The organism is Vineibacter terrae (genome assembly GCF_008039615.1).
Lineage (GTDB): Bacteria > Pseudomonadota > Alphaproteobacteria > Reyranellales > Reyranellaceae > Vineibacter > Vineibacter terrae.
Map to the genome: position 1 here is coordinate 19,681 of NZ_VDUZ01000026.1, position 13,607 is coordinate 33,287.

Genomic DNA, 13,607 nt, shown 5'->3' on the forward strand with positions numbered 1-13,607 from the left:
CACATGGCAAGCAGCGGCGCGCCCGTCAAGCAAGCCGCCGCGCGCGGCCGCCTTGCGGTGCGGCGCGTCCCGGCATCACTTCACCGGCGTGACCAGGAAATGGATCTGGGCGGCGCCCACCGGCTTGGAGCGGTCCTCCTGCCAGGCCTCGACCGCGACGCTGGCCACCCGGCGGCCCAGCTTGGTGAAGGCGGCGCGCGCCAGGGTGTCGACGGGGCGGCCCGAGCGCAGGTAGTCGACGGTGATGTTGATGATGCGCGGCAGAGCGGCGTTGTCCATTTCCCACAGCAGGTGGAAGATGGCGGCCGTCTCGAGCAGGGCGCCGATGGTGCCGCCGTGCAGCGCCGGCAGGTGCGTGTTGCCGATCAGCTGCGGGTGATAGCGCATGCGCGTCAGCAGCTCGCCGGTGGTGTTCTCGGGCGCCATGTTCATCCAGCGAGCGTAGGGGATGGCCTCGCCCAGGCGCGACACGTCGCCGGCCTTGCGCGCCGCATGCAGGCGGTCGAGCAGGTTCACGCCCCCCTCCCCTTCTCGGCGGCGACGCGCACGGCATGCGGGCCCACGGCGGCCTTGCCCTTGGTGCCCAGCATGAAGGTGCCGGCCGACGCGGCGATGGGATCCTTGGGATCGCCGTGATGCGCCACGGCCCGGGTGAAGGCGACGTTGCTGGTCAGGCGGTAGCACTCGGCCTCGGCCAGCACCGGCTGGCCCGGCGTGGCGGGATGCACATAGTCGATGCGCAGGTCCAGGGTCGCGAAAGGCTGCGCCTTGGTCAGCACGGTGGCCACCGCCATGCCGCTGCAGGAATCCAGCATTGCCGTGATGGCGCCGCCATGCAGCACGCCGGTCTCGGGATTGCCGACCAGGTGCGGTTGCCAGTCGAGCCGCATGGTGGCGCCGCCCTTGCGGACCGCCGTCACCACCAGCCCCAGCGCCTTGTTGTGCGGAATGGTGTCGGAGAACCACTTCTGGAAGAGCTCGAGCTTGTCGCCCGGCACGACCTCGAAGATGGTCTTGTGTCTGCTTTCATCGCCCATGCGGTGACTGGCCCCACCCTTGCGCCGCAACGGCACTCTACGACAGGACCGGTGCGAAGTCGCGTGGGTCCCGTGGAAAACACAACGGGCCGGCATGGCCGGCCCGTCCGCGAGAGCGGGGCGTTTACAGCCCCGTCCGCCGGGTCGCAAGGTCTTTCACGGTCGGCCGCGCACGGCCGCCGATCGACATCACGCTGGTCTCGCGCTCGCTGCGCCCGACGATCGCGATGACAGTTCAGTCATACGCAGTATTACGTATTGACAGCACACGTGGCTTCTTGGTTTATGAACCCACGTTCATAAGAACGCAGCGGACGCAAGATCCGCAGGACATGGGATGGAAACGGGGGGCGTACGCTGGCTACCTTCCTGCAATTGACGCTGAACGGGCTCGCGGTCGGCTGCATCTACGGCTTGGTCGCGCTCGGGTTCGTGCTGATCTACAAGGCCACCGAGCTGGTCAACTTCGCCCAGGGCGACCTGCTGATGCTGGGCGCCTTCGTCGCCTACATGGCGGTCGTGTGGTGGGGGCTCGACTATTGGGTGGGCTTCGCGATCGCGGTGGTGGTGATCGCGGTCTTCGGCGCCCTGCTCGACGCCACCGTGCTGCGCCGGGTGATCGGCCAGCCGCAATTCGCCGTGGTGATGCTCACGATCGGCCTGGGCGCGATGTTCCGCACCTTCGCCAGCGTCACCTGGGGCTCGGAGATCTACACCCTACCGACGCCGTTCTCCGGCGTGTGGACCGTGGGCGGCGTCACGCTGAGCCACCAGTACCTGTCGATCGTCGCCGGCACACTGGTGCTGTGCGGCGCGCTGTACGGCTTCTTCACCCATACCCGCATCGGCGTCGCCATGCAGGCGACGTCGCAGAACCAGCTGGCTGCCTACTATATGGGCATCCCGGTCAAGCTGATCTTCTCGCTGATCTGGGCGATCTCGGCCGGTGTCGCGACCGTGGCGGGCATCCTGCTGGCGCCGGTGACGCTGATCGACATCAACATGGGGCTCGCGGTCGCGCTCAAGGCCTTCGCCGCGGCGGTGCTGGGCGGCTTCGGCTCGATCCCCGGCGCCCTGGTCGGCGGCATCATCATCGGCCTGATCGAGCTCTACGCCGGCGCCACCCTGCCGGAGGGCTTCAAGGACACGGCTCCCTATATCGTGCTGCTGCTGATGCTGGCGGTGCGGCCGCAGGGCCTGTTCGGCACGCTCGGCCGCAAGAAAGTGTAGGGGCGCCCACGATGCGGTTCGTGTTCAAGACGTCCTACGCGCAGGACATCCAGCTCTTCCGCGACCGCATGGACGCCTTCTGGTACGTCCTGCTGGCGGCCGCGGTGGCGCTGCTGCCGGTGGTGATGTCCGAGTACTATGTCGGCGAGACGACCTGGGTCTTCATCTACGCCATCTGCGGCGTCTCGCTGATGGTGCTGGTGGGCTACACCGGGCTGATCTCGCTGGGACATGCAGCCTTCCTGGGCATCGGCGCCTATGCCCATGCCTTCTTCATCAAGCACGGCGTGCCCTGGGTCGCGGCCGTGGCGCTGGCGGTGGTGATCACCACGGCCTGCGGCATCATCGTCGGCCTGCCGGCGCTGCGCATGTCGGGCATCTACCTCGCCATCGCGACGCTCGCCTTCGCGACCATCATCCAGGAAGTCTTCAGCCGCTGGGAGTCGGTGACGCACGGCTTCGCCGGCATGCCGGTCGAGAAGCCGGTGATCTTCGGCGTCTCGTTCGCCCACGACACCGCGTTCTACTATCTCTGCCTGTTCTTCCTGGTGGTGAGCCTGTGGCTGACGCGCAACCTGCTGCGCGCGCCCACCGGGCGGGCCTGGGTGGCGATCCGCGACAGCGAGATCGCGGCCCAGTCGATGGGCGTCAACATCGCCATCTACAAGTCCATGGCCTTCGCCTACTCGGCGGCGCTGATGGGCCTGGCCGGCGCTCTGTTCGCGCACAAGATCGCCTACCTGGCGCCGGACATCTTCACCATACTGCTGTCGATCCAGCTGCTGCTGCTGGTGATCGTGGGCGGCCTGGGCTCGCTGCATGGCGCCGTCTTCGGCGCCATCTTCGTGGCCCTGCTGCCGCCGGTGATCGCCATCCTGCGCGACTCGATCCCGGCCACCCTGTCGAGCGTCGCCGGCGCCACCGGCCTGTCGCTGTTCGGCGCCATCGGCGAGGGCGTCGGCGCCTTCCTGCGCAAGCCCGGTGTCGAGGCCGGCATCTTCGGGCTGATCCTGGTGCTGGTGATCCTGCTGGAGCCGCTGGGGATGTATGGCCGCTGGATGAAGATCCGGGTCTATTTCTCGACCTTCCCGATGTATAAGCGCGCCACCTTCAAGCGCCAGAAGACCTACATGCGATCGGAGCGGCTGCGGTGAGCTTCTTCAAGGTCGACCAGCTCTCCATCAACTTCGGCGGCATCAAGGCCGTCGACGGGGTCAGCTTCGACGTCGACAAAGGCTCGGTCTTCACCATCATCGGCCCCAACGGCGCCGGCAAGACGACGATCTTCAACCTCGTCAGCCGCATCTACGAGCCCAGCGGCGGCCGCCTCGTGTTCGAGGGCAACGACATCACCCACGTGCCGCCGCACCGCGTCGCCAAGCTCGGCATTGCGCGCACGTTCCAGAACATCGAGCTGTTCGAGCACGCCAGCCTGCTGCAGAACCTGCTGCTGGCACGCCATGCCCACAAGCAGTCGAGCTTCTTCTCCGAGCTCCTCTTCCTGCCCTCGGTGCGGCGCATGGAGGTCGAGCACCGCGAGGCCGTGGAGAAGGTGATCGATTTCCTCGATCTGCAGCAATACCGCGAGAGCCTGATCGTCAACCTGCCGTACGGCGTGCGCAAGGTGACCGAGCTGGCGCGCGCGCTCTGCACCAACCCCAAGCTGCTGCTGCTGGACGAGCCCTCCTCCGGCCTCAACGTCGAGGAGACCGAGGACATGGCGTTCTGGATCCAGGACATCAAGAACCTGCTGGGCATCACGGTGCTCATGGTCGAGCACGACATGAAGCTGGTCTCGGCGGTGTCCGACCGGGTGCTGGCGCTGAACTACGGCCGGCCGCTGGCCCAGGGCTCGCCACAGGAGGTGCAGTCCCACCCCGAGGTGGTGCGCGCCTATCTCGGAGGCTAGGAGCGTCATGGCCGAGCCGATCCTGAAGGTCAGCAACATCGAGACCTACTACGGGCCGATCATGGCCATCCGCGGGGTCTCCTTCGACGTGCCGCAAGGCGGCATCGTCACCATCCTGGGCGCCAACGGCGCCGGCAAGACGACAGTGCTGAAGACCATCTGCGGCGTGATGGACCCGCAGAAGGGCAGCGTCGCCTTCGAAGGCCGCGAGATCCAGCGCACGGACCCCGACAAGGTCATGCGGCTGGGCATCAGCCACGTGCCGGAGGGCCGCGAGGTTTTCCCGTTCCTGACCGTGCGCGAGAACCTGCGCATGGGCGCCTACACGCGCCGGGACCCCGACGGCGTCGCCCAGGACATGAGCACCGTCTTCGGCTACTTCCCGGTGCTGAAGGAGCGCGCCGACCAGCGGGCGGGCTCGCTGTCGGGCGGCGAGCAGCAGATGCTGGCCATCAGCCGGGCGCTGATGGCGCGGCCCAAGGTCATGCTGCTGGACGAGCCGTCGCTGGGCCTGTCGCCCAAGCTGGTGCTGGAGATCTTCGACATCGTCACGCGCATCAACCGCGAGCGCGGCGTGACCATCCTGCTGGTCGAGCAGAACGCCAACATGGCGCTGAAGGTGGCCGACTACGGCTACGTGCTGGAGGTCGGCCGCATCGTGATGGCCGACACCTGTGCCCGGCTGATGGAGAAGGACGACATCAAGGAGTTCTATCTCGGCATCAAGGACCAGGGCGCGCGCGGCCAGCGGCGTTGGAAGAAGCGCAAGACATGGCGCTAGCCGCCCCCAGCGGATCGAACCGCACCTTTCGGGCCCCTCTCCACGCCAAGACGGGAAGAAGGTGGCACGAACACGGTGTCTGCGCTGGCGTCGAAACACCGGCGATGAGGGGCTTCGCGAGGTGAAGGCGCTGCTCCGTGGCGCTCCGGCCACCTGCGGTTTGCGCGTGAGCATGGTCGGCAGGCCAGAAAGCCCCTCATATGGTTTTCGGGAACCTTCCCCCCGCCGTCACGGGAGGAAGGGTGGTATCGGAGCCTGCCCCGGTGTACCTAGGTGCGTCAGGCAAGAGAAGAAGCAACAGATATAGGGAGGCCGCAAGCCATGGATGGCGAAGTCAGTGCGGGTTCGCTCGAGCGCATCGAGGTCGAGGGCTGCGACACCATCCCCAAGCTGTTCTGGCACCAGGTGAAGGCGCGCGACAGCCGGGTCGCCTTCCGCGAGAAGGACCTCGGCATCTGGCGCGCGACGAGCTGGCGCGACTACGGGCAGCGTGCGCGCTGGACCGGCATCGGCCTGGCCAAGCTCGGGCTGGAGCCCGGCGAGGTCGTGTCGATCCTGGCCGAGACGATCCCCGAATGGCTCTATGCCGATATGGGCACCATGGGTGCCGGCGGTGTCGCCAACGGCATCTATCCCACCGATGCCGCCAAGCAGGTCGAGTACATCATCAACGACAGCCGCTCGCGCTTCCTGTTCGTCGAGAACGAGGAGCAGCTCGACAAGTGGCTGGAGGTGCGGGCGCGCTGCCCGCTGGTGCGCAAGGCCTTCATCTTCGACATGGAAGGCCTGTCGACGTTCAGCGATCCGGACGTGATGCCGTTCGACGAGCTGCTGGCGCTGGGCCGCGAGCACGATGCAGCCCGGCCCGGCCTGTGGGAGGAGCGCATCGCCGGCTCCCGGCCCGAGACGCTGGCGCTGCTGGTCTACACGTCCGGCACCACGGGCCCGCCCAAGGGCGCCATGCTGTCTCACCGCAACGTGATCTTCCAGCTGCGCAACGCCGATGCGTTCTTCCCGGTGCGCGACAACGAGGAGCAGCTGGCCTTCCTGCCGCTGTGCCACGTCGCGGAGCGCACCTTCACGGCGTTCCTGCCGCTGCGCACCGGCGCCATCGCGAACTTCGCCGAAAGCCCCGACACGGTGCCGGAGAACCTGCGCGAGGTGTCGCCGACCACGTTCTTCGCCGTGCCGCGCATCTGGGAGCGCTTCTACTCCGGCATCACCATCCGCATGCGGGAAGCGACCTGGATCGGGCGCAAGGCCTATGCCTGGGCTGTCGGCGTCGGCCTGAAGGTGGCGGAAGCGGAGCTCGACGGGCGCCAGCCCTCCTCCGGCCAGAAGCTGATGTTCCGGCTCGCCGACTTCCTGGTGCTGGACAACATCAAGCGCAGCATGGGCATGCACCGCGTGGCCTTCGCCGTCACCGGCGCGGCGCCGATCGCGCCCGACCTCATCAAATGGTACCGGGCGCTGGGCATCGACTTGCGCGAGGGCTACGGTCAGACCGAGAATTGCGGCCTGGCCACCGGCATGCCGGCGCAGATCAAGCCGGGCACGGTGGGCACCACGGCGCCCAACACCGAGGTCAGGATCTCACCCGAAGGCGAGATCCTGCTGCGCGGGCCGCATGTGTTCATGGGCTACCTCAACCAGCCGGAGAAGACGGCCGAGACCCTGCGCGACGGCTGGCTGCATACCGGCGACGTCGGCTTCCTCGACAACGAGGGCTACCTGAAGATCACCGACCGGATGAAGGACATCATCATCACGGCCGGTGGCAAGAACATCACGCCCTCGGAGATCGAGAACCAGCTCAAGTTCTCGCCCTATATCTCCGACGCCGTCGTCGTGGGCGACCGCCGCAAGTTCCTGACCTGCCTGGTCATGATCGACTACGACAACGTGGCCAAGTACGCCCAGGACAACAACGTGCCGTTCACGGATTTCACCTCGCTGTGCCGCACCCGGTCGGTGCAGGACCTGATCTGGGCCGAGATCGAGAGGGTCAACGCCAACTTCGCGCGCGTCGAGACGATCAAGAAGTTCCGCCTGATCGAGCAGCAGCTCACAGCCGAGGACGACGAGGTCACGCCGACCATGAAGCTCAAGCGCAAGTTCGTGAACGAGAAGTACAAGACGATGATCGACGGCATGTACGCCGAGGCGGCGTAGATCGTTCTCGATCCCCCTCCGTCATCCCGAGCGCAGCGAGGGATCTCCCGAAGACGAAGACTGGGCTCGCGGGAGATCCCTCGCTGCGCTCGGGATGACGCAAGGCCCGCGATGACAGCAAGGCTCGGAATTGACGTGAAAGGCCCGCGAGGGGCCGATGGTGGAAGGAAGGAAACGGGTGATGGGTCAGAAGGTAGTATGGGTGGTGGCTGCGGCGCTGGCGGCCGTGGCAACGGGTGCGTCGGCGCAGACGCGTGGCGTGAGCAAGACCGAGATCGTGCTGGGCACGCATAGCGACCTGTCGGGCGTCGCCGCCACGTACGGCGTGTCGTCGTCCAACGCAGCCAAGATGCGTTTCGACGAGATCAACGAGGCGGGCGGCATCAACGGCCGCAAGATCCGCTTCCTCATCGAGGACAACGGCTACCAGGTGCCCAAGGCCGTGCAGGCCTGCAACAAGCTGATCAACCGCGACAAGGTCTTCGCCTTCGTGGCGGCAGTCGGCACTCCGATGAACAACGCCTGCTTCAAGGACCAGTTCGCCGCCGAGGTGCCCAACCTCTTCCCGCTCACCGCGGCGCGCTCGATGTACGAGCCGTTCCATCGCCTGAAGTTCTACGGCGCGGCCTCCTACGTCGACCAGATCCGCTCCGGCATGAACTACTTCGTGAAGGAGAAGGGCAAGAAGGCGGTCTGCGTGATGTACCAGGATACCGACTACGGCAAGGAGATCCTGGAAGGCGCCGAGCTGCAGGCCAAGAAGCTCGGCATCAAGCTGGTCGAGACCACGGCCCACAAGCCCACCGACCAGGACTTCACCGCCCCCATCACCAAGCTGCGCCAGGCCGGCTGCGACCTGGTCCTGATGGGCACCATCGTGCGCGACTCGATCATCCCCTACGTGACGGCGCGCAAGATGGGCTGGACCGACGTCGTGTTCGTGGGCTCGGCGGCGGCCTATGATTCCGTGGTCGGCGCCGCGCAGGGCATGGACGGCTTCTACGCCATGGGCCTGACCGAGATGGCCTACGCCGACAGCGAGGTCCCGGCAGTGCGCGAGTTCGTGGAACGCTACAAGAAGAAGTTCAACATCGATCCCAACATCGGCGCCGTCTACGGCTACGTCGCCGCCGACCTCACCGTCACCGGGCTCAAGAATGCCGGCGCCGACCTGACGCTGGACAGCTTCATCAAGGGCATGGAAGCGATCAAGGGCTACAAGGACATCTTCAACGGCCCCGAGGTCAGCTTCACCCCGCAGAGCCGCCAGGGCGCCAACTCGTCGTTCCTGGCCGAGGTCAAGGGCGGCCGCTGGACTCGCGCCACCCAGCCGCTCGGCTTCTGACCGCCTCACGCACGGCATCCGGCACGGCCCGAGCGGGCAACCGCCCGGGCCGTCGCTTTTGTCCAGCGAGTGCATTATCGTCCCGGGTTCAACGTTGGGGAGGAAAGAGAAACATGCATTGCAGACTGTCCATGATCGCCGCGGCTACCGTGATGGTCGTCGCGACGAGCGCCGCGGCGCAGACGCGTGGCGTGACCAAGACCGAGGTGACGCTCGGCACGCACACCGACCTGTCGGGCGTGGCGGCGACCTACGGCGTGTCGTCGTCCAACGCGGTCAAGATGCGCTTCGACGAGATCAACGAGGCTGGTGGCATCCACGGCCGCAAGCTGCGCTTCCTCATCGAGGACCAGGGCTACCAGGTGCCCAAGGCCGTGCAGGCCTGCAACAAGCTCATCAACCGCGACAAGGTATTCGCCTTCGTGGGTGCCCTGGGCACGCCCATGAACAACGCCTGCTTCAAGGACCAGCTCGCCGCCGAGGTGCCCAACCTCTTCCCGCTCACCGCCGCGCGCTCGATGTTCGAGCCCTTTCATCGCCTGAAGTTCTATAACGCGGCGACCTACGTCGATCAGCTTCGTTCGGCCGTCAACTATTTCGTGAAGGAGAAGGGCAAGAAGGCGGTCTGCGTCATGTACCAGGACACCGACGCCGGCAAGGAGTTCCTGGAGGGCGCCGAGCTGCAAGCCAAGAAGCTGGGCATCAAGCTGGTCGAGACGACGTCCCACAAGCCCACCGACCAGGATTTCACCGCCCCCATCACCAAGCTGCGCCAGGCCGGCTGCGATCTCATCGTCATGGGCACCATCGTGCGCGACTCGATCGTGCCCTACATCACCGCCCGCAAGACGGGCTGGACCGATGTCGATTTCGTCGGCTCGGCGGCGGCCTATGATTCGGTCGTCGGCGCCGCCCAGGGCATGGATGGCTTCCACGCCATGGGCCTGACCGAGATGCCCTATCCCGACAGCACCGTCCCCGCAGTCCGCGACTTCGTCGAGCGCTACAAGAAGAAGTTCAATGTCGATCCCAACATCGGCGCGGTCTACGGCTACGTCGGTGCCGACCTCACCGTGGCCGGGCTGAAGAATGCCGGCGCCGACCTGACGCTCGACAGCTTCGTCAAGGGCATGGAGGCGATCAAGGGATACAAGGACATCTTCAACGGCCCCGAGGTGAGTTTCGGACCGCAGATCCGGCAGGGCGCGAACTCCTCCTTCCTCGCCGTCGTGAAGGGCGGCCGCTGGACCCGCGTGACCGAACCGCTCGGTTTCTGATCCCGCCGCACGCACGGCATCCGGCACGGCCCGGGCGGGCAACCGCCCGGGCCGTCGCCTTTTTGCGCCCGGCGGACTACCCTCCCCGCTTCAGCCTGGGAGGACGCGAGACATGCATCGCAGAATCGCAATGATCGCCGTCGCTGCAGCGATGGCCATGGCGGCCGACGCCTCGGCGCAGACGCGCGGCGTGACCAAGGCCGAGATCGTGCTGGGCATGCACACCGACCTGTCGGGCGTCGCCGCCACCTACGGCGTGACGTCGTCCAATGCCGCCCGGATGCGCTTCGACGAGATCAACGAGGCGGACGGCATCAACGGCCGCAAGGTCCGCCTCATCGTCGAGGACAACGGCTACCAGGTGCCCAAGGCCGTGCAGGCCTGCAACAAGCTGATCAATCGCGACAAGGTCTTCGCGTTCCTGGGCGCCCTGGGCACGCCGATGAACAACGCCTGCTTCAAGGACCAGTTCGCCGCCGAGGTGCCCAACCTCTTCCCACTTTCGGCCGCGCGTTCGATGTACGAGCCCTTCAACCGCCTGAAGTTCTACAGCGCCGCGACCTACACCGACCAGATCCGGTCGGCCGTGAACTACTTCGTGACGGAAAGAGGCAAGAAGGCCGTCTGCGTGATGTACCAGGACACCGACTTCGGCAAGGAGATCATCGACGGCGCCGAGCTGCAGGCGAAGAAGCTCAACATCAAGCTGGTCGAGGCCGCAGCCCACAAGCCCACCGACCAGGACTTCACCGCTCCGATCACCAGGCTGCGCCAGGCCGGCTGCGACCTGATCCTGATGGGCACCATCGTGCGCGACTCGATCGTGCCCTATGTCACGGCCCGCAAGCTGGGATGGACCGATGTCGACTTCGTGGGCTCCTCCGCGGCCTATGACGGCGTGGTCGGCGCCGCCCAGGGCATGGACGGCTTCTACGCCATGGGCATCACCGAGATGCCCTATCCCGACAGCCCGGTGCCGGCCATCCGCGCGTTCGCGGAGCGCTACAAGCAGCGGTTCAACGTCGATCCCAATATCGGCGCCGTCTATGGCTACATCATCGCCGACCTGGCGGCGACGGGACTGAAGAACGCTGGCCCCGACCTCACGCTCGACAGCTTCATCGGCGGCCTGGAAGCCATCAAGGGCTACAAGGATATCTTCAACAGTCCCGAGATCAGCTTCGGTCCACAGATCCGCAAGGGCGCCGACTCATCGTTCCTGGCCGAGGTCAAGGGTGGCCGCTGGACCCGTGTCACTCAGCCGCTCGGATTCTGATCCCGAACGACGCTGCGGTCATTTTCGCTGCGCGAACCGCCGAGCACCACCCTGGATGGGACACGAGACGTTTGGTCGCAGGCTGCGCTATCATGCCCGCATCAGCCCTCGATAGGGGTTGGCAAGACCCACGAAGGGCTGTGTCAAACGGGAGGATCAGAGGAATGAAACCGAGGCTAGTGATGGTCGCGGCGGCCGGACTGATGGCGGTCGTGGCAACGGGTGCGTCGGCGCAGACGCGTGGTGTGACCAAGACCGAAATCCTGCTGGGCTCGCACAGCGACCTGTCGGGCGTCGCCGCCACCTACGGCGTGTCGTCGACCAATGCCGCCAAGATGCGCTTCGACGAGATCAACGACACGGGCGGCATCTTCGACCGCAAGATCCGCTTCATCGTCGAGGACAACGGCTACCAGGTGCCCAAGGCCGTGCAGGCCTGCAACAAGCTGATCAACCGCGACAAGGTCTTCGCCTTCGTGGCGGCGCTGGGCACTCCGATGAACAACGCCTGCTTCAAGGACCAGTTCGCCGCCGAGGTGCCCAACCTCTTCCCGCTCACTGCCGCGCGCTCGATGTTCGAGCCCTTCAACCGGCTGAAGTTCTACAACGCGGCGACCTATGTCGACCAGATCCGCTCCGGCATAAACCACTTCGTGAAGGAGAAGGGCAAGAAGGCGGTCTGCGTGATGTACCAGGACACCGATTTCGGCAAGGAGATCCTGGAAGGCGCCGAGCTGCAGGCCAAGAAGCTCGGCATCAAGCTGGTCGAGACCACGGCCCACAAGCCCACCGACCAGGACTTCACCGCCCCCATCACCAAGCTGCGCCAGGCCGGCTGCGACCTGATCATGATGGGCACCATCGTGCGTGACACGATCGTGCCTTACGTGACGGCACGCAAGATGGGCTGGACCGACGTCGTGTTCGTGGGCTCGGCGGCGGCCTATGATTCCGTGGTCGGCGCCGCGCAGGGCATGGACGGCTTCTACGCCATGGGCCTGACCGAGATGCCCTATCCCGACAGCGATGTCGCTTCAGTGCGCGAGTTCGTGGAGCGCTACAAGAAGAAGTTCAACATCGATCCCAACATCGGCGCCGTCTACGGCTATGTCGGCGCCGACCTCACGGTGACAGGGCTCAAGAATGCCGGCGCCGATCTGACGCTGGACAGCTTCATCAAGGGCATGGAAGCGATCAAGGGCTACAAGGACATCTTCCACGGTCCCGAGATCAACTTCGGCCCGCAGACCCGCCAGGGCGCCAACTCATCGTTCCTGGCCGAGGTCAAGGGCGGCCGCTGGACCCGCGTCACCCAGCCGCTCGGCTTCTGATCATCTTCCATTGCGCTGCGCAATGGGTCCCTTCCTCTCCCGCGCCGCGGGAGAGGAGTTTCGATGGAGGAGACGATCGCAATGGGCTTGAAATGGGCGATGATGGCAGCTTCGGTCGTGGCGGCCGTGGCAACGGGCGCCGCCGCGCAGACACGTGGCGTGACCAAGACCGAGATCCTGCTGGGCATGCATACCGACCTGTCGGGAGTCGGGGCGACCTACGGCGTCTCGTCGTCCAATGCCGTGAAGATGCGCTTCGATGAGGCCAACGATGCAGGTGGCATCAACGGCCGCAAGATCCGCCTCATCGTCGAGGACCAGGGCTACCAGGTGCCCAAGGCCGTGCAGGCCTGCAACAAGCTCATCAACCGCGACAAGGTGTTCGCCTTCGTGCAGGCCGCCGGCACGCCGATGAACAACGCCTGCTTCAAGGATCAGCTCGCCGCCGAGGTGCCCAACCTCTTCCCGCTCACCGCCTCGCGCATGATGTTCGAGCCGTTCCATCGCCTGAAGTTCTATTTCGCGGCGTCCTACTTCGACCAGATCCGGTCGGCCGTGAACTACTTCGTGAAGGAGAAGGGCAAGAAGGCCGTCTGCGTGATGTACCAGGATACCGACTACGGCAAGGAGATCCTGGACGGCGCCGAGACCCAGGCCAAGAAGCTTGGCATCAAGCTGGTCGAGGCCACGGCCCATAAGCCCACCGACCAGGACTTCACCGCCCCCATCACCAAGCTGCGCCAGGCCGGCTGCGACCTAGTCCTGATGGGCACCATCGTGCGCGACTCGATCATCCCCTACGTGACGGCACGCAAGATGGGCTGGACCGATGTCGATTTCGTGGGCTCGGCGGCAACCTACGACTCGGTGGTCGGCGCCGCCCAGGGCATGGACGGCTTCTACGCCATGGGCCTGACCGAGATGCCCTACGCCGACAGCCCCGTCCCCGCCATCCGCGAGTTCGTGGAACGCTACAAGAAGAAGTTCAACATTGATCCCAACATCGGCGCGGTCTACGGCCATGTCGCCGCCGACCTCACGGTGCTCGGCCTGAAGAACGCCGGCCCCGACCTGACGCTGGACAGCTTCATCAAGGGCATGGAAGCGATCAAAGGCTACAAGGACATCTTCAACGGCGCCGAGCAGAATTTCGGCCCGCAGATCCGTCAGGGCGCCAACTCGTCGTTCCTGGCCGAGGTCAAGGGCGGCCGCTGGACCCGCGTCACGCAGCCGCTCGGATTCTGATCGC

At 65.8% G+C, this 13,607-nt stretch carries 12 protein-coding genes; 10 read left to right on the forward strand and 2 right to left on the reverse strand.

Translation table 11 applies throughout. The annotated features are described in order from the left end of the window. Window positions 1–75: 75 nt before the first annotated feature. Both FHP25_RS21600 and FHP25_RS21605 read right to left on the reverse strand, forming a co-directional pair. Window positions 76–516 (reverse strand): PaaI family thioesterase, encoded by a 441-nt coding sequence (locus FHP25_RS21600; protein WP_218578496.1) that lies wholly within the window; start codon window positions 514–516, stop codon window positions 76–78. Then, a complete protein-coding gene (locus tag FHP25_RS21605; RefSeq protein ID WP_147849042.1) occupies window positions 513–1,037 on the reverse strand; it encodes a PaaI family thioesterase in 525 nt (174 codons plus the stop codon). The genes FHP25_RS21600 and FHP25_RS21605 overlap by 4 nt, the downstream gene beginning before the upstream one ends. A 375-nt stretch (window positions 1,038–1,412) precedes the next feature. Here FHP25_RS21605 and FHP25_RS21610 point away from each other — a divergent pair, with 375 nt between their 5' ends. The 10 genes from FHP25_RS21610 to FHP25_RS21655 all read left to right on the forward strand — a co-directional run bounded on the left by FHP25_RS21610 (window position 1,413) and on the right by FHP25_RS21655 (window position 13,603). Continuing rightward, window positions 1,413–2,267, forward strand: coding sequence for a branched-chain amino acid ABC transporter permease (locus tag FHP25_RS21610; protein ID WP_218578497.1), 855 nt, complete (start codon window positions 1,413–1,415; stop codon window positions 2,265–2,267). 11 nt (window positions 2,268–2,278) lie between these two features. Then, window positions 2,279–3,421, forward strand: a complete 1,143-nt coding sequence (locus FHP25_RS21615) for a branched-chain amino acid ABC transporter permease (protein ID WP_147849044.1) — start codon at window positions 2,279–2,281, stop codon at window positions 3,419–3,421. Next, a complete protein-coding gene (locus FHP25_RS21620; protein ID WP_147849045.1) occupies window positions 3,418–4,176 on the forward strand; it encodes an ABC transporter ATP-binding protein in 759 nt (252 codons plus the stop codon). The genes FHP25_RS21615 and FHP25_RS21620 overlap by 4 nt, the downstream gene beginning before the upstream one ends. 7 nt (window positions 4,177–4,183) lie before the next feature. Continuing rightward, complete coding sequence (locus FHP25_RS21625; protein ID WP_147849046.1) at window positions 4,184–4,957, forward strand: ABC transporter ATP-binding protein; 774 nt, start codon at window positions 4,184–4,186, stop codon at window positions 4,955–4,957. A gap of 321 nt (window positions 4,958–5,278) precedes the next feature. After that, window positions 5,279–7,129, forward strand: coding sequence for an AMP-dependent synthetase/ligase (locus FHP25_RS21630; RefSeq protein ID WP_147849047.1), 1,851 nt, complete (start codon window positions 5,279–5,281; stop codon window positions 7,127–7,129). Window positions 7,130–7,310: 181 nt separating this feature from the next. Then, the gene (locus FHP25_RS21635) at window positions 7,311–8,474 is read left to right on the forward strand and encodes an ABC transporter substrate-binding protein (RefSeq protein WP_178133683.1); all 1,164 of its coding nucleotides are present in this window, start codon (window positions 7,311–7,313) and stop codon (window positions 8,472–8,474) included. Window positions 8,475–8,587: 113 nt separating this feature from the next. After that, on the forward strand, window positions 8,588–9,751 hold the full coding sequence (locus FHP25_RS21640) for an ABC transporter substrate-binding protein (RefSeq protein ID WP_147849049.1): 1,164 nt from the start codon (window positions 8,588–8,590) through the stop codon (window positions 9,749–9,751). A gap of 112 nt (window positions 9,752–9,863) precedes the next feature. Continuing rightward, window positions 9,864–11,027: an ABC transporter substrate-binding protein gene (locus FHP25_RS21645; RefSeq protein ID WP_147849050.1), complete on the forward strand. Its 1,164-nt coding sequence runs from the start codon at window positions 9,864–9,866 to the stop codon at window positions 11,025–11,027. Window positions 11,028–11,191: 164 nt separating this feature from the next. Next, window positions 11,192–12,358: an ABC transporter substrate-binding protein gene (locus tag FHP25_RS21650; RefSeq protein WP_178133684.1), complete on the forward strand. Its 1,167-nt coding sequence runs from the start codon at window positions 11,192–11,194 to the stop codon at window positions 12,356–12,358. A 63-nt stretch (window positions 12,359–12,421) separates the two neighbouring features. Beyond that, a complete protein-coding gene (locus FHP25_RS21655; protein ID WP_147849052.1) occupies window positions 12,422–13,603 on the forward strand; it encodes an ABC transporter substrate-binding protein in 1,182 nt (393 codons plus the stop codon). Window positions 13,604–13,607: the final 4 nt, after the last annotated feature.